The following is a 15,056-nucleotide window of genomic DNA, read 5'->3' as shown; positions in this document are numbered from 1 at the left end:
CCGGTGGACATCGTCGCCGTCCGCGCCGCCCTGGCGGCCGCGGCCGCCGCGGTGCCGGATCTGAACGCGACGCCGTACGCGCCGGACAGCATGGAGCTCCCGGCGTTCTACCCGGGCGAGTCGGAGATCGACTTCGACATGACGTTCGGTGCAGGCGTCGACGAGGGCATCATCACCTGCTACGTGATGACCTCGGCCGCCGAGGACGAGTCCGGGCAGAAGCTGCTGGACGAGTTCCTCGGCCGCGGCGCCCGGTCGATCAAGGCGGCGCTCGAGGCGGACCCCACGCTCGGCGGGGCGGTCGCGGATCTGCGTGTGCGCCGCTTCCAGGCGTACCGCAAGTACGCCTCGGAGACCCGCAGCCTCTACGGCGCCCAGATTCCCGTCTACGTCATTGGTCAAGCCGAGGAGTAGCCGCGATGGCTCCGCACGTCCTGAGAAATGTCCGGCTGTTCACCGGTGGGGTCGACCTGACGACCCGCGGCAACAAGATCAGCTTGGAGCCGGAGTACGAGGAGAAGGACGTCACGACGTGGGGGTCCGTCGACGCGAACGGCGACCTGTGGAAGGACGTCATCGCGGGCCTCGGCTCCGGCAAGCTCACCGCCGGTGGCTTCTGGGAGGCCGGTGACCCATCGAAGGTCGACGACGACGCCTGGGCCGGTCTGGGCGGGCTGGACGCGTGGACGGTGTGCCCGGTCAACGGCTCGGTCGGCGCGGTGGCGTACCTGGCGTCGAACCTGTCCGGCAACTACCAGCAGGGCGGCAGCCCGGGCGACGTCGCGCCGTGGTCGGCGAGCATGACGTTCTCCGGGCCGCTGGCGCGCGGCCCGGTGCTGCACCCGCCCGGCCTGGCGCGTACGGCGACCGGCACCGGCACGGTGGTGGACCTGTCGGCCACCGGGACGACGTTCCCGGCCGGCAAGGGCCTGTACGCGACCGCGCACGTGCTGTCGGTGGCCGGCACCGGCACACCGTCGCTCACCGTCGCCGTGCAGACCGCGCCGACGTCCGGGTTCGCCTCGCCGACGACCCGGATCACGTTCCCGGCCTTCACCGCGATCGGCGGGTCCCGGATGGTCGCGGCCGGGCCCATCACGGACGGCTTCGCGCGCGTCTCGTACACGATCTCCGGCACCTCGCCGAGCTTCCTGTTCGTGGTCGCCGTCGGCACCGCTAACGCCTGATTCTGAAGGGATCCCCGCTATGCCGCTCATGGTGCTCACCACGTCGGTGCTCACGATCAACGCCAACAACCTGGCCCAGTGGACCTCGAAGAACGAGATCACCGCCGAGGTCGAGGAGAAGGACGTCACGGTCTTCACGTCGCTGGGCTGGAAGGAGGTCCTCGGCGGGATCAAGTCCGGCAACGTCGCGCTGACGGTGAAGAACGACTTCGCCGCGTCCGCCCTGGACTCCATCATGTGGCCGCTCTTCGGCACAGTCGTGCCCTGGACGGCCAAGGCCTCCTCGGCCGCGGTCAGCGCCACGAACCCGCTGTACTCCGGGTCTCTCTTGGTGAAGCAATGGACACCGATCACCGGGTCCCCCGGTGACGTCAACGAGGCCTCGTACACTTATCCGACATCCGGGACAATCTCGCGGGCGGTCGTCTAGTCGTTACGTCGGGCATGGCGTTCAACTGCTCCGTGCCCGACTGCATGAGTGCTCTGCCCGGTGGGCGAGGCTGGTGCAGCACGCACTACCAGCGCTTCCGGAAGTACGGCGACCCGCTGACCACTCGAGGGCCGAGCCCGAAGACCAGCCGCGGCCCGAAGCCGTGTCGGGTCGAGGGATGCGAAACGCATGCTCGAGCTCGCGGATTCTGCGTCAAGCACTACGCCCGGGCGAGCAAGCACGGCGATCCAGCGACCGTCCTCAGCACTCGCGGCGACGGCTCGACCGCCGATGTCCTCCGGACCTGCTCGGTATCGGGCTGCGCTGTGAGGGTGCATGCCCTGGACCTGTGCCAGCGGCACTATGCCCGGTCGAAACGACATGGCGATCCCACCATTCAGCTGCAGGCTGGACCCGGCGACGGAAAGGGCCACTCGGACGGCTGCCACGGCTACCGGCGCCGGTACGTGCCGGGGCGAGGCACCGTCAAGGAACACCGGTACGTGATGGAGCTCGTGCTCGGCCGCGACCTGCTACCGCACGAAAACGTCCACCACAAGAACGGTGACCGCGCCGACAACCGGCCGGAGAACCTCGAGCTGTGGACGCGCAGCCAGCCACAGGGGCAGCGCGTCGAGGACAAGGTGGCCTGGGCGATCGAGCTGCTGCGGCTGTACCGGCCGGAGGCGCTCGCGTAGCACGGAGGCGCTCATGGACGCGGTCGAGGTGGTCCCGGACCGGGCCTCCTTCGACAGGGTCGCGCATGCCCTGTCGCAGGAGGCCTCCGGCCGGGAGTGGCGCCGCGATATGTCCCGCGGCATGGAGGCCGCGCTCGCCCCCGGGGTGGCCGCGGCCCGCTCGGCGCTGCTGGGCGCCGGCAGCGGCGGCGGCCACGAGGGTTCCCCGCTGCTGCCGGCGGTGGCCGCGCAGGTGACGGTGGCGCCGCTGAACTCCGGCGCGGTGATCGTGGCCGGCAAGAACGGCATCCCTCGCGGCTTCCACAACGCCGCGAAGCGGTTCAACCAGCGCGGCGGGTTCCGCCGCCGCGTGTACGGCTCCAGCACGTGGGTGGTCCAGGTCGGTGCGCCTGGATGGTTCGACGACACCCTGCATCGGATGCACCCCAGGTTGCGCGCCGCTGCCATCGAGGTCCTCGCGGGCCGGGCGCGCCGGATCTCACGGAAGGCATGACCAGTGTTTCTGATCTACACGCCCGAGGGTCAGGAAGAGCAGCGGTGGCTGTACCAGCCGGGCCGGCTCAAGACGAACGAGATGATCGCGATCGAGCGGCGGACCGGCCTGAAGTACGGCGGCCAGTTCAAGCAGGACCTGATGCAGGGCGGCACGCTGGCCCGTAAGGCGCTGCTCTGGACGTTCCTGCGCCGCACGCACCACACGATCAGCTTCGACGACGTCGACTTCTACGACGACGAGCTGCAGCTGGTGATGGACCGCGACGAGCTCACCGCGGAGATCGAGGCCCTGGAGAGCTTCGACGGGATCACCGAGGACGAGCGCCGCGCCGGCCTGGCGCTGCTGCGCCAGCAGCTCGCTGAGGCGCCGTACGCGCCGGGAAAAGACCCTGGGACGCCGCCGACGCCGCCGACGCCGGCGGGCCCGGAGGTGGCCGCCGCGCCGGCGCCGCAGGGGCTGGGCAACTACGGGCCCGGCCAGCCGCGGCCGTGGAACGCCGAGCCGGCGATGCCGCACCCGGACGGAGCCGACCAGCGGCTGCGGCCGGTCATGGCGGAGCTGGAGCCGCCTGCGGATGCGGATGGTCCGTCGACGACGAGCGCGACGAGCGAGCCGCCGCTGACCTGGCCTACGCCGCAGACCTCGGAGCGCGGCCCCGGGCCGGAACTCTCGAGGCACTGAGGGACGAGTACTGGCTGGCGATCTGCCAGCTGCTGCGGATCCCGCCGGCCGGGCTGGACGAGCTGACGGTCGACCAGCTGCTGCAGGCCGTGAAGCACGTCGACCGTACGAACGAAGAGAACTCCAAGACGAGCTGACTGAGGGGGCTGGGCTATGGCCTCCGATGTCAGCCTTGCGTTCAACGCGGTCGGCCGCGACCGGGGCGTCAACGCGCTGCTGACCCGCACCGCGTCCAACGTGCGGGCGTCGAACCTGGCGTCTGCGGCGTCGACGGTGGCGATGGGCGCGGCGATGGCCTCGGCCGGGTCGTACGCCGTCGCGCTGGCGAGCTCGATGATGACCGCGGCCGGTGCGGCGGCCGCGGTCCCGGCCGCGCTGGCCGCGGGCGCGGCGACGATCGGCGCGCTGCGGGCGGTGACGTTCGGCCTGGGCGACGCGTGGAAGGCGACCGGGCAGGCCGCGACCGGTGGCGGCGGTTCGGTCGGCCGGGCGGCCGACCAGTCGGTGCAGGCGGCCCGGGCGGTCCGTAACGCCACCGAGGCGCTCGCGGACGCCAAGCGTGACGAGCAGGCCGCCATCCAGGCGGTGAACCGGGCCCGCGCCGAGGAGAAGGAGCGGCTCGAGGACCTGTCCCGGTCGCTGTCCGGGGCGCGCCTCGACGAGGAGGCCGCGACCCGGGCGGTGGAGAAGGCGGCGCAGGACCTGGCCGTCGCCCGCGCCGGCGGCTCCAACTACGACATCGAGGAAGCTGATCTCGCCTACCGGCAGGCTCAGCAGACCCTCGAAGAGACCAAGGACCGGGTCGGGGACCTGTCCAAGGAGCAGGCTGACGGCGCCAAGAAGGGCGTCGAGGGCTCCGACGCGGTGCAGGACGCCCTGGAGCGTCAGCGCGACGCTCACCGGCAGGTTCAGCGGGCCGCGGAGCAGCTCGCCGACGCGCAGCGCGAGGTCGGCACCGCGTCGGCCGGCGCGGTCGGCGGCGGCATCGACCCGGCCGCGCAGGCTCTGGCGAAGCTGTCGCCGAACGGCCGGGCGACGATCCTCATGCTGCGCCAGCTCGCCCCTGCGTGGCGGGCGGCGTTCAACGCCGGGCAGCAGGCCACGTTCGCCGGCGTCCCGGGCATTCTGCAGCGCCTGTCCGGCACGTACCTGCCGGTCGCGACGGCGTGGCTGACCCGCATGGGCGGCGCGTTCAACACCGCGATCCGGCAGTCGGCCGGGCTGGCCACCTCGCAGGGATTCGTCCGCGACACCGGCATCTTCCTCGACAACACAGCGCTGTCGGCCGAGCGCCTCGCCCGCGGCGTACGGCCGATCATCAACGGCTTCATGCAGTGGATCGCGGTCGGCTCCGGCTTCCTGCCCGGGCTGGCCAGCAACGCGACGACGCTGGCGCAGCGCTTCGAGCAGTGGTCGATCAAGATGCGCGAGTCCGGCCGGGCCGCGTCGTGGATCCGTAACGGCATCGGCACACTGCGCCAGTTCGGCGCGATCGCCCGCGACGTGTTCATGACCGTGGTGGGGGTGCTGCGCGCCGGCGGCGACGGCGGCTCCACGGTCACCGCCCTGACTCGGGGCGCGGCGGCGATGCGCCGCTGGGTGGAGTCCGCCCAGGGCCAGGCGAAGATCCGGCAGATCTTCCAGGCGCTGCGTGGCGTGCTCGGCGCGGTCGGTCCGCTGATTGCCTCGGTGGCCGGGCACGGCGACGAGCTCGGCGAGTCGATGACCGTGCTGGGCCAGTCGGCGTCGTTCGCGGTAAACCACCTGGGCCCGCTGGTGAAGTACCTGCCGACGCTGGCGGCCGGGTACCTGCTGCTCAAGCACACGGGCATCTCGGCCGGTGTCGGCCTGGGCGTGAAGGCCTTCCAGATCGCCAGCCAGTTCGCGATGTCGCGGGCGATCAAGGCGCACACCGCGGCGTTGCGCGAGAACACCATCGCGTCGCGCACCTCGGCGGCGTCGACGGCCACGGACACCGCGGCGCAGAACGGCGGCGTGCTGGCCCGCGGCCGCGCGGTGGTGGCCACGATCGCGCAGCGCACCGCGACGATCGCGGCGACCGTGGCGACCCGGGCCGCGGCGGCCGGGCAGTGGCTGCTGAACGCCGCCATGTCCGCCAACCCTCTCGGGTTGATCATCATCGCGATCGTCGCGGTCGCCGCTGGCCTGTACCTGCTGTGGACCCGCTCGGCCACCTTCCGGCGGATCGTCACCGGCGCCTGGTCGGCGGTGTGGGGCGCAATCAAGGCCGTCTGGAACTGGATCAAGGACAACTGGCCCAAGATCGTCGGCTTCCTGACGCTGCCGTACCGGACCGCCTGGACGGCGATCAAGAAGGCGTACGGATGGGTGAAGGACGGCGCGAAAGCGGCAAAGACGTACGTGACGGACCGCTTCGGTGACCTGGTCACGTGGTTCCGCAATTTGCCGTCCAGGATAGGCCGCGCGCTCGGTAGCGTCGCCCGATTCCTGACTGCGCCGTTCCGCCTCGCTTTTAATGGCGTGGCATCGTTGTGGAATCGCACGGTAGGCGGTTTCTCATTCACCATTCCTTCGTGGATTCCCGGGATCGGCGGTAACTCGTTCGCGCTGCCGAAAATCCCCAGGCTGGCGCAGGGCGGCATCGTTCCCGCCACTGCGGGCGGCCGGTTGGTCACCGTCGCGGAGGCCGGCGAGGACGAGGTCGTGGCGCCGCTGTCGAAGCTCGGTCAGGTCGCCGCGGCCGCCGGCGGCGGCGTGGCCCGCGTGGTGATCGACCTGCGTGGCGCCGACGGCGAGTTCAAGCGCTTCTTCCGCAAGCTCATGCGGGCCGACAACGTGCTGCAGATGGAGGGCTGAGCGGTGGCGTTCCCGCAGAGCGTGCTCCCGGTGCGCGTGAAGATCGCCCCTGGCGCGGAGCCGGCCGGTGATCAGGCGGACTGGGTGTGGGAGGACGTCACCTCCGACGTGCGAACCGACCCGGGAATCGTCGTCGAAGCTGGGCGTCAGGACGAGGCCAACCGTGTCGACCCGAGCAAGTGCAGTCTGACGTTCGACAACCGGTCTGGGAATTACTCGACCCGTAATGTGCTCGGAAAATGGTACGGGAAAATTGGCCTGAATACGCCGCTGCGGGTTTCTACCGTGGCGGTGCAGGACACGTTTTCCCGCGTCGTTTCCGGCGGCCTGGGGACGACGAATACCGGCCAGGCGTGGGCGATGGGGTCGCCGTCGGATTGGTCGGTCGACGGCAGCGCCGGCAAGGTCAGCTACGCGGCCGCCAACGTGGTCCGGGCGGCCTACACCGTGGGGCACCGAATCCCGGACCCCGACATGCAGGTCACCTTTTCGGTGCCGGCGGTCCTGACCGGCGCCTCGTTCGTCGCCGCGCTGATCGCCCGGTTCATCGACAGCAGCACGTTCTACTCGCTGTCGTGCGAGTTCAACCCCGGCGCGACGATCACCGCGAAGATCCGCCGGCACACCACGTCCGGTACCGCCACGCTCGCCTCAGCGATCGACATCCCCGGCCTGACCTACACAGCCGGGCAGAAGATCCGGCTGCGGGCGCAGGCCGACGGCCCGGCGCTGCGGGTGAAGATCTGGCCCGACGGCACGCCGGAGCCGGCCGCCTGGGCGTGCACGACCACCGACACCGACCCCCTCGCCATCACCGACGCCGGCGACACGGGCATCTACACGTGGCTCGTCGTCGGCAACACCAACACCAAGCCGTTCGTCGCCTCGTTCGACGACCTCGAGGTCGAGGCGATCGAGTACGGCGGGCTGGTGCCCGAGTGGACGCCGCGGTGGGACAAGTCCGGCAAGGACGCCACCACCCCGGTCGCCGCGGCGGGGATCCTGCGCCGGCTGCAGCAGGGCAAGAGCCCGCTGAAGTCGCCGATGACCCGCGCGTTCATGCGCTACCAGCCGGTCGGCTACTGGCCGGGCGAGGACGACAGCGGCGCCACCGCGATCGGCTCGGCGGTGGCCCGGGGCCGTGCCGCGTCGGCGCGTAACGCGCAGTTCGGTGAGGACGCCACCACGCTGGCCGGTGCGAAGTCGGTCATCGGGATCACCGCGTCGACGGTGCTGTCCGGCCGGATCCCGACGCACTCGTCGACAGGCACCTGGGGCGTGGTGTTCTGCGCCTACCTGCTCGCCCCGCCGGCGGCCTCGACCCGGATCCTCACGGTCACCTCGAACGGCACCGTACGGACCTGGACGATCGACCTCGACGCCAGCGGGCCGACGCTGAGCGGCTACGACGTCGACGGCGTCCAGATCGCCACGGTCCCGATGGGCTATCCCGGGCTGACGGCCCCGCCCGGGTGGAACGCGTACAGCTTCAACGTCATGAAAATCGGCAGCAACATTCAGGTGACGTTCCTGCAGTACGCCGTCGGCGACCCCGGCGCCGCCACGTTCTGGTACGCGCAGCAGACCATCGCCGGTGTGCCCGGCGCCCCGGCGACGTGGCGGGTGGAGGGCAGCCTCGGCTTCAACGAGGGCCGCTTCGGCCAGCTGTCGGTGTTCAACTACGAGCCGCCGTTCGTCACCTACGAGTTCATCGACGCCGTCCACGGCTACCTCGGCGAGTCGGCCACCGACCGGATCAAGCGGCTGTGCGCCGAGGAGAACGTCCCGGTCATCGTCGAGGACGGCGAGTCCGAGCCGCAGGGCCCGCAGCGCGTCGACACGTTCCTCAACCTGCTGTACGCGGTCGAGGACGCCGACCTGGGCATCCTGTACGAGCGCAGCTTCGGCCTGGCGTACCGGCCCCGCGGCGCCCGCTACAACCGGCCCGTCGAGATGGCGCTGGACTTCGACGCCGGCCACATCGCCGAACCGCCGGAGCCGTCCGACGACGACCAGCAGGTCAAGAACCAGTGGACGGTGACCCGCGACGGCGGCTCCTCGGCGGTGGCCGAGGACCCGGAGTCGATCGCCAAGGTCGGGCTCCTCGACGACAGCAAGACGATCAACGTCGCCAGCGACGACGTCCTCGACGACCACGCCTGGTGGCGGCTGCGCCTGTCCAAGGCCGACGCGTACCGGTGGCCGCGCATCGAGCTGAACTTCGCCCGCAACCCGTCCCAGATCGCGCTGTGGCGCGCGCTGCGGGAGTTCTTCCGCCTGACCATCGCCAATGAGCCGTCGCAGGTGACCGGCAACGCGATCGACCTGATCGCCGAGGGCTACACGATGACGTTCGGCCCGTACGGCTGGGACGTCGCCCTGAACTGCTCCCCGGCCACGCCGTGGCTGGTGCCGGTCGTCGACGACCCGAACACACGGATCGACACCGACGGCTCCCGGCTGGCAGCCGGCTACTCGGCGGCGGCGACGTCGCTGTCCGTGGAGGTGTTCGACGGGCCGCTGTGGACCACCGACCCGGCGGACTTCCCCCTCGATGTGAACATCGCCGGGATCCGGATCACCGTCACGGCGATCGCCGGGCCCAGCTCGCCGCAGACCTTCACCGTCCTGCGTTCGGTCGACGGCTTCGACAAGCCGCTGCCCGACGACTCGGACGTGCGTCTGTGGTCCCCGTCGTACCTGAGCCTGTAGGAGGCCGCCGGTGGCGCAATCGCAGTACCCCGACATCGCGGCGGGCCGCCGGATCACCGGCAACCTCCTGCGCCAGATGATCTGGACGCGCAAGGAAAAGGAGACCTCCGACCCGCCACGCGTCAACGCCACGCTGGCGCCGGACCCGGAGCTGTCCGCGATCACGCTCGGCATCGGTAAGTACGAGGTCGAGTCGATCATCTTTGCGCTGCACGAGTCGTCCGGGACCACCACGACCAACATCGCGCTCAAGTGGGGGTTCACCGGATCAGCGTCATGCGTGCGCAGAGCGATCGGCATCGCGGCCAGCTCGGCGAACACCACCGCAGCGTCGATGCGCAACATCGGCTCCGCGATCGGCACGACGCAGACCTACGGCGTGACCGGCACCTTCTTCCACCCGATCCGCGAGGAATTCACCCTGACCGTCACATCGGCTGGTGACCTCTCCGTCGACTGGGCCCAGGGCACGACCAACGCCGCCAACGCGATCCGCGTCGGCGTCGGATCGTTCGTCCGCTGGCGCCAGATCGCCTGACCACCTCGAACAGGACGGTGCCTGATGGCTCAATCCGCTGAGTACCCGGACCTGCGGTGGATGCCGCCGCGCGCGTACGGCCGCGGCCGCGACGGCAAGGCCGTGCGCTACATCGTGATCCACTACACCGCCGGCGCCGAGCGCAGCACCTCCGCCGAGGACGGCGCGGTCTACGACCAGCACCGCACCAACGGTGTGAGCACGCACTACTTCGTCGATAGTGACAGCGTCGTGCAGTGCGTGCGCACCACCGACCGGGCGAACGCCGCCCGGAACCGCGGCAACCGCCTCGGGATCCAGTACGAGCTGTGCGGCACCGTCCAGACCCGCGCCCAGTGGCTCGACGCGGCGAGCCGGGCGACGCTGCGCAACGCGGCCCGGCAGGTGGCCCGCGACTGCCGCAAGTACGACATCCCCGTCCGCCGGCTCACCGTCGCGGAGACCCGCCGCGCCTGGACGGACTTCCCGAACGGCCCGCGCGGGATCGTCGGGCACGTCGACTGCACCAACGCGTACCCCGAAGACGGGGGCGACCACACCGACCCGGGAACCGGCTTCCCGTGGGACGTATTCCTGGACATGGTCCGGGCCGAGCTCGAGGGAGACGACGTGTCCGCTGCTGACGTGTGGAACACCGACGGTCTGATCAAGAACCCGTCCTGGCGCCCGGACGGCTCCACGAACCCGTACATCGCCGGGAAGACCGCCCTGGCGATCCTCATGAGCGAGGCCCACGCCGCGAACGTGCGCGCCACCCAGGCCGTCACCGCGCAGGCCCAGCTGGCCGCGCAGAACGCCGCGATCCTCAAGACCGTCACCGGCGGGCAGGTCACCGCCGACGTCATCCGCGCCGAGCTCGCCACCTTCCAGGACCAGATCACCGCGGCGATCGTGGCCCAGGCGGTGCCGCTGCTCGCCGAGCAGCTCGCCGGCCAGCTCGACGACATCACCCAGGACCAGCTCGCCCAGGCCGTGGAGACCGTGCAGCGCAAGCTCGCGGCCGAGCTGGCCGCCGGGGGGACCGGTGCGTGACGCCCGAGAAGCTGCTGATGTACGCCCGCGACGCGGGGTGCATCATCGTCGGGCTGGGCGGGATCGTGCATCAGACGCTGTTCGTGCCCGCCGGGCAGGCCAACGCCGGCCTGCTGACGGCGTTCGTCGCGATCCTCGGCATTCCGACCACCGTGGGGCTGCTGTCACTGCGCAGTGGCGGGCAGAGTACGACCGCCGGGTCGTCCTCCTCTCCGCCGGAGCCCTCACCGCAGCCGGAGCCCTCATCGCCGTCGTCTCCGCCGTGAGGGGCTGACCTGTGCGCCGCCGCCACGTGTGGATGATCGCCGCCTCGCTGATCGTCAGCTTGGCCTCCGGCCCCCTGGCGATCGCGTACGCCAACCGCGTCTCGTACCGCTCGGACCTGAAGTGGTGCGCCGTGGTCACCACGATCACCGAGGCGTACCGCGTCGAGCCGCCCTCGACCCCGACGGGCAAGGAACTCGAGCAGAACCTCGGCACGCTGCGCCAGGACCTGCGCTGCCCTCCCGCACCTCCGCCCACGCTCCCGAAGTAGGAGAACACCCGTGCAGATCAAGATCTTCGGCCGCGAGCCGGCCCTCATCGTCGGTGCTGTCGGCTCGCTGCTCACCGTGTTCGCCGCCCTGAACGTGCCGGGGCTGAGCACGGGCGCGGCCGCGGCGATCACCGCGTTCCTGTCCGCCGTGCTGATCGCGTTCACCACGCGCCCGGTCGCGCCGGCGCTCTACACCGGCGTCGTGTCCGCCGGCGTCGCGGTGCTCGCCGAGTACGGCTTCCACGCCCCGGAACAGCTGGTGGCCACCCTGCCGGCGGCGATCCTGGCCGCGTTCGCGCTCTTCGGGGTACGCCCGCAGGCCAGCCCGGTCACCACCACGTAACTGACGAAAGGCGATCATGCGCGTCTTCTACGACTGCGAGTTCCTCGAGGACGGCAAGACGATCGAGCTGATCTCGATCGGCATGGTCGCCGAGGACGGCCGCGAGCTGTACCTCGTCAACCGGGATGCCCCATGGCGGCGGATCAAGAAGCACGAGTGGCTGATGGCGAACGTCGTGCCGAAGCTGCCGCAGCCGCACGGTGACTGGCGCAACCACATGCCGAAGCGCTGGCCGATCGACTTCAACCACCCAGCCGTACGCCGGCGCGAGGCGATCGCCGACGCGGTCGCCATCTTCCTGCTCGGCAATGCCCTGGAGGCGCCGCCCGAGGGCATCGAGCTGTGGGCCGATTACGGCGCCTACGACCACGTCGTGCTGTGCCAGCTGTTCGGCCGGATGATCGACCTGCCCGACGGCGTGCCGATGTTCACCAACGACCTGCAGCAGGAACTCCGGCGCCGCGGCAACCCGCCGCTGCCGGAGCAGGCCGCCGGCGTGCACAACGCGCTGGAGGACGCCCGCCACTTGAAGGCGTGCTTCGAGGCGATCACGGCTTCGACACCATAGCGACGAAGAACGGCCCCGCTGCCCCGATGGGCGGCGGGGCCGTTCTTCGTTGTGCGTACGGTCAGAGGGCGTCGGTGGTGCAGGTGACGATGCTGTACTGGCCCTCGGACTTGTTGGTCTTGACGACCTTGCCGTTGACGGTGATCTCGCACTCGATGTCGCCGCTGCCGGAGTTCTGGGCGCTGACGGTCGCGATAGTCATCGCTTCGGTGGAGGTCATCTTCTTCGTCCAGGGAAGCTTCGCGCCGTTGGCCTGGGACTGGTCGGCGTTGAGGCCGTACGTGACGTCGGCCTTCTTCGGGCCGGTGACCTTCAGGACGATGGTCTTGGCGTCGCCGCCGGCTTTCGCGTCGGCGGCGGCCGCGCCGGGTCCGGCGACGTCGCCTCCGCCGGAGCTGCAGGCGATCGCGATGCCGGCGCTGGCGGTGAGCAGGGCGATGGTGGTCTTGCGCACGTGGGTACTCCTAGGTCGGCCTGGCGGGACTGGTTCGTGGCGGCCGGGCACCAGTCCGAACCCGGCCGCGGGACGACTGTGCGGGGCCGCGACGCCGATGGGAAAGAGGCGCGGCGGCGTCACGGATGATCAGCGTCGAGTCCGGACTGATCGGTTTCCACCGGCCGGGGGACGTCCGGCCAGCCGGTGTTGCGGGCGAGGTAGAGCTCGCGGTGGCTGCTGTCGCCGGCGTAGCGGTGCAGGAGCCGCTGCTGGGCTTGAGCGTATTCGCGGCGCTGCTCGAGCTGGGCGGCTCGCATGGCGCGCAGGGCGGCCTGGTAACGGCGTCGGCGGGGTAGGACGAGGTTGAGGATCGCGGCGAGCACGGTGGCCCTCTCCGGTCGCGGGGGTACGGCCGGCGGGCGCGGTTGGGGCAGCCATCCGCGCCCGCCGGGGGACGTCCCAGTGCCACCCAGGGGTCCCGTTCGCAACGTAGCGCACTATGTGCGCTAACAACAGGGTTGAATTGTCGTAGCGCACCATGTGCTTGAAGCGGGAGGAGCGGCCGTGATCGAATCGACGTGCCACCTAGGGAGTGCCATGCCGATCACGCCGTCGTACCAGCGCATCGTGGACGACATCAAGAGCAAGATCGCCTCGGGCGAGTTGTCGCCGGGCGATCAGCTGCCGTCCGCTCGTGGGCTGCAGGAGCAGTACGGGGTCGGGTCGACCGCGGTCCGTAACGCCATGCTGGTGTTGCGCGCGGAGGGCCTGGTCGAGGGTCACCAGGGCAAGGGCGTCTACGTGGCGGCCCGGCCGGCCGTGTCGGAGGGGTAGACGGCCAGGGCGTCGAGGTAGCCGTCGGCATACGCTGCGCCGCAGTCCGCCTCGCGCTGGCGTTCCAGCTCGCTGAGGCGGGCGCTGGTGCGCTGGTGGGAGCACCAGGCCAGGTAGGACGGCCACGCGGTCAGCGTGATGATGACCAGCAGCCAGATCGGCTCGGATGCCTTGACGTCCTCGTCGAGCTGGGCCATGGTCCACAGCGCGAGGGACGCGCCGGTGGCGAGCATCATCAGCGTGCGGGTGGCCGTGCATCGGCCTCGGACTGGTTGTCCGCCGCGGCTGTGGACATCGTGGCGAGCATGGGGTGCGGGTTGGTGGGGCGGGCGCTCCGCCATGGTGCTTACCTCCGGGTCGGTTCCTCCATCCGCCGTAGACGTCTGCCCCCGTCGATCGGCGCGTTAACCAGACCGTAACTTTCTGCAAAGATCGATAAACCCGTCCGAAGTGTCTGGCCTTTTGCCCGCTTGGCCGATGATCGCGCCGTACGCCTGATCTCGAACGGGTGATCGAAATCCCTGGCCATCGGCCGTTCAGATGTCGCCCATGACGTTGATGTTGTCGTAGGACCGGCGTGCGCGGGCGGACCGTGCGGAGCGGCCGTAGTGGCGCAGCATCTGCGGGGAGTCCCAGCCGTTCAGTTCCATGAGGTCGCCCTCGCTGCCGCCGGCGTCGAGCCAGCGGTGGCTGAAGGTGTGCCGGAACATGTGCGGGTACACCTTGATCCCGATCTTCTCGCCGCGGCGCACGATCAGCTGGTAGATGCCCTTCTCGGTCATCGGCACGAACCGCCGGTGCCCGATCCACAGTGCGCTGACCGCCTCGGCGGCCATCCGGCCGGTCTGGTCCTGTAGCCGCTTGGCGCGCAGCCGCAGATACCGGTCGAGCGCGAGCGCGGCCTTGGCGTCGAACCGGACCCGCCGCTGCTTGCGGCCCTTGCCCGTGACGACGGCCTCGCGTCGCGGCAGGTCGACGTCGGCCACCTGCAGGCCGGTGATCTCGGCCAGGCGCATGCCGGTGCAGGCGAGCAGCCGCAGCACCGCGGCGTCGCGCCGCGAGGCGTAGTCCCGGCTCGCCTCGGCGTCGCGGATCAGCTGGGATAGCCATTCGTCGTCGACGACCGGGACGAGCTGCTCGCCGGGCTTGGGCGCCGCCGGGATCTTGAATCCGGCCATCGGGTTGGGCAACTGCTCCTCGACGGCGTACCAGGCGTAGAACTGCTGTAGGCCGCGGCCGACGTTGTTGACGTACGACCGGCCGTAGCCCTCGCACCGCTCGATGACGGCGCCGCCGGGGTCGAGCTGGTGGGGGCAGGGCGCGCCGCCGGCCTGCAGCCAGACGAAGAACCCGCGCAGCTGCGGCACGCCGACGTCTTCCCAGTCGTCGACGTCGCCGCGGTGGCGCAGCCAGCCGGCGAAGAGCACACCGACGTCGACATACATCTCGCGGGTCCGCTCGCCCAGGCCTTCGGCTGTCATGCTCAGCTCCCACGAGCTCAGCCAGGTCCGCAGAGCTCCGGGATCGGCGCGCAGCACGCGCGGGTGCCGGCTCACCGCGCGGCCGCCGAATCGACAAGCGAGGACTGTCCGTGCATCGTGCTTTCCCTCCCCAGGGTCGCCTGGTGGCGTTTCTGCTGGTGAGGGGTGGTGGTGGGCGCGGCAGGTTTCGAACCTGCGACCCCTCGCTTGTAAGGCGAGTGCTCTCCCACTGAGCTACGCGCCCGGA

The 15,056-nt window shown here is 70.6% G+C and carries 19 protein-coding genes and 1 tRNA gene; 15 read left to right on the top strand and 5 right to left on the bottom strand.

Annotated features, from left to right (window positions below):
• Window positions 1-3 precede the first annotated feature (3 nt).
• The 14 genes from AB0K03_RS17180 (at window position 4) to AB0K03_RS17115 (ending at window position 12,058) form a co-directional block, all read left to right on the top strand.
• Window positions 4-414, top strand: coding sequence for a hypothetical protein (locus AB0K03_RS17180; RefSeq protein ID WP_364685362.1), 411 nt, complete (start codon window positions 4-6; stop codon window positions 412-414).
• 5 nt (window positions 415-419) lie between these two features.
• Window positions 420-1,187 (top strand): hypothetical protein, encoded by a 768-nt coding sequence (locus tag AB0K03_RS17175; protein WP_364685360.1) that lies wholly within the window; start codon window positions 420-422, stop codon window positions 1,185-1,187.
• A gap of 19 nt (window positions 1,188-1,206) precedes the next feature.
• Entirely contained in the window at window positions 1,207-1,617 is a 411-nt protein-coding gene (locus AB0K03_RS17170; RefSeq protein WP_364685357.1) for a hypothetical protein, read from the top strand.
• A 326-nt stretch (window positions 1,618-1,943) separates the two neighbouring features.
• Window positions 1,944-2,315, top strand: a complete 372-nt coding sequence (locus AB0K03_RS17165; RefSeq protein WP_364685354.1) for an HNH endonuclease — start codon at window positions 1,944-1,946, stop codon at window positions 2,313-2,315.
• A 13-nt stretch (window positions 2,316-2,328) separates the two neighbouring features.
• Window positions 2,329-2,808, top strand: a complete 480-nt coding sequence (locus AB0K03_RS17160) for a hypothetical protein (RefSeq protein ID WP_364685351.1) — start codon at window positions 2,329-2,331, stop codon at window positions 2,806-2,808.
• Window positions 2,809-2,811: 3 nt separating this feature from the next.
• Window positions 2,812-3,492: a hypothetical protein gene (locus AB0K03_RS17155; RefSeq protein WP_364685348.1), complete on the top strand. Its 681-nt coding sequence runs from the start codon at window positions 2,812-2,814 to the stop codon at window positions 3,490-3,492.
• 153 nt (window positions 3,493-3,645) lie between these two features.
• Complete coding sequence (locus AB0K03_RS17150) at window positions 3,646-6,330, top strand: hypothetical protein (protein WP_364685345.1); 2,685 nt, start codon at window positions 3,646-3,648, stop codon at window positions 6,328-6,330.
• Window positions 6,331-6,621: 291 nt separating this feature from the next.
• Window positions 6,622-9,042 carry a hypothetical protein gene (locus AB0K03_RS17145; RefSeq protein WP_364685342.1) on the top strand — a complete coding sequence of 807 codons (2,421 nt, stop codon included), beginning with the start codon at window positions 6,622-6,624 and terminating at the stop codon, window positions 9,040-9,042.
• A 10-nt stretch (window positions 9,043-9,052) separates the two neighbouring features.
• A complete protein-coding gene (locus AB0K03_RS17140) occupies window positions 9,053-9,580 on the top strand; it encodes a hypothetical protein (RefSeq protein WP_364685340.1) in 528 nt (175 codons plus the stop codon).
• Window positions 9,581-9,604: 24 nt separating this feature from the next.
• Window positions 9,605-10,612 carry a peptidoglycan recognition family protein gene (locus AB0K03_RS17135; RefSeq protein ID WP_364685337.1) on the top strand — a complete coding sequence of 336 codons (1,008 nt, stop codon included), beginning with the start codon at window positions 9,605-9,607 and terminating at the stop codon, window positions 10,610-10,612.
• Window positions 10,609-10,878, top strand: coding sequence for a hypothetical protein (locus AB0K03_RS17130; protein ID WP_364685334.1), 270 nt, complete (start codon window positions 10,609-10,611; stop codon window positions 10,876-10,878). Before AB0K03_RS17135 ends, AB0K03_RS17130 begins: the two co-directional genes overlap by 4 nt.
• 11 nt (window positions 10,879-10,889) lie before the next feature.
• Entirely contained in the window at window positions 10,890-11,147 is a 258-nt protein-coding gene (locus tag AB0K03_RS17125; protein WP_364685331.1) for a hypothetical protein, read from the top strand.
• Between the two features lie 10 nt (window positions 11,148-11,157).
• Window positions 11,158-11,490 carry a hypothetical protein gene (locus AB0K03_RS17120; protein ID WP_364685328.1) on the top strand — a complete coding sequence of 111 codons (333 nt, stop codon included), beginning with the start codon at window positions 11,158-11,160 and terminating at the stop codon, window positions 11,488-11,490.
• A gap of 16 nt (window positions 11,491-11,506) precedes the next feature.
• Window positions 11,507-12,058 carry a hypothetical protein gene (locus AB0K03_RS17115; RefSeq protein ID WP_364685325.1) on the top strand — a complete coding sequence of 184 codons (552 nt, stop codon included), beginning with the start codon at window positions 11,507-11,509 and terminating at the stop codon, window positions 12,056-12,058.
• Between the two features lie 61 nt (window positions 12,059-12,119).
• Here the strand turns inward: AB0K03_RS17115 and AB0K03_RS17110 are convergent, their stop codons facing one another.
• Both AB0K03_RS17110 and AB0K03_RS17105 read right to left on the bottom strand, forming a co-directional pair.
• Window positions 12,120-12,512: an MmpS family transport accessory protein gene (locus AB0K03_RS17110; protein WP_364685322.1), complete on the bottom strand. Its 393-nt coding sequence runs from the start codon at window positions 12,510-12,512 to the stop codon at window positions 12,120-12,122.
• Between the two features lie 119 nt (window positions 12,513-12,631).
• On the bottom strand, window positions 12,632-12,877 hold the full coding sequence (locus tag AB0K03_RS17105) for a hypothetical protein (RefSeq protein WP_364685319.1): 246 nt from the start codon (window positions 12,875-12,877) through the stop codon (window positions 12,632-12,634).
• Window positions 12,878-13,091: 214 nt separating this feature from the next.
• Here AB0K03_RS17105 and AB0K03_RS17100 point away from each other — a divergent pair, with 214 nt between their 5' ends.
• Window positions 13,092-13,328 carry a winged helix-turn-helix domain-containing protein gene (locus AB0K03_RS17100; protein WP_364685482.1) on the top strand — a complete coding sequence of 79 codons (237 nt, stop codon included), beginning with the start codon at window positions 13,092-13,094 and terminating at the stop codon, window positions 13,326-13,328.
• Here the strand turns inward: AB0K03_RS17100 and AB0K03_RS17095 are convergent.
• From AB0K03_RS17095 to AB0K03_RS17085, 3 genes are all read right to left on the bottom strand, one after another.
• Window positions 13,292-13,564 carry a hypothetical protein gene (locus AB0K03_RS17095; protein ID WP_364685316.1) on the bottom strand — a complete coding sequence of 91 codons (273 nt, stop codon included), beginning with the start codon at window positions 13,562-13,564 and terminating at the stop codon, window positions 13,292-13,294. The two genes, AB0K03_RS17100 and AB0K03_RS17095, sit on opposite strands and share 37 nt — an antisense overlap.
• A 300-nt stretch (window positions 13,565-13,864) precedes the next feature.
• Window positions 13,865-14,809: a tyrosine-type recombinase/integrase gene (locus tag AB0K03_RS17090; protein ID WP_364685313.1), complete on the bottom strand. Its 945-nt coding sequence runs from the start codon at window positions 14,807-14,809 to the stop codon at window positions 13,865-13,867.
• A 169-nt stretch (window positions 14,810-14,978) separates the two neighbouring features.
• Window positions 14,979-15,053 (bottom strand) — tRNA-Val (locus tag AB0K03_RS17085).
• Window positions 15,054-15,056: the final 3 nt, after the last annotated feature.

It is taken from the genome of Actinoplanes sp. NPDC049316 (genome assembly GCF_040677315.1).
In the GTDB taxonomy this organism is placed as follows: domain Bacteria; phylum Actinomycetota; class Actinomycetes; order Mycobacteriales; family Micromonosporaceae; genus Actinoplanes.
Note: the sequence above shows the minus strand (reverse complement) of the source record. Positions and strands in the feature narration are given on the sequence as shown.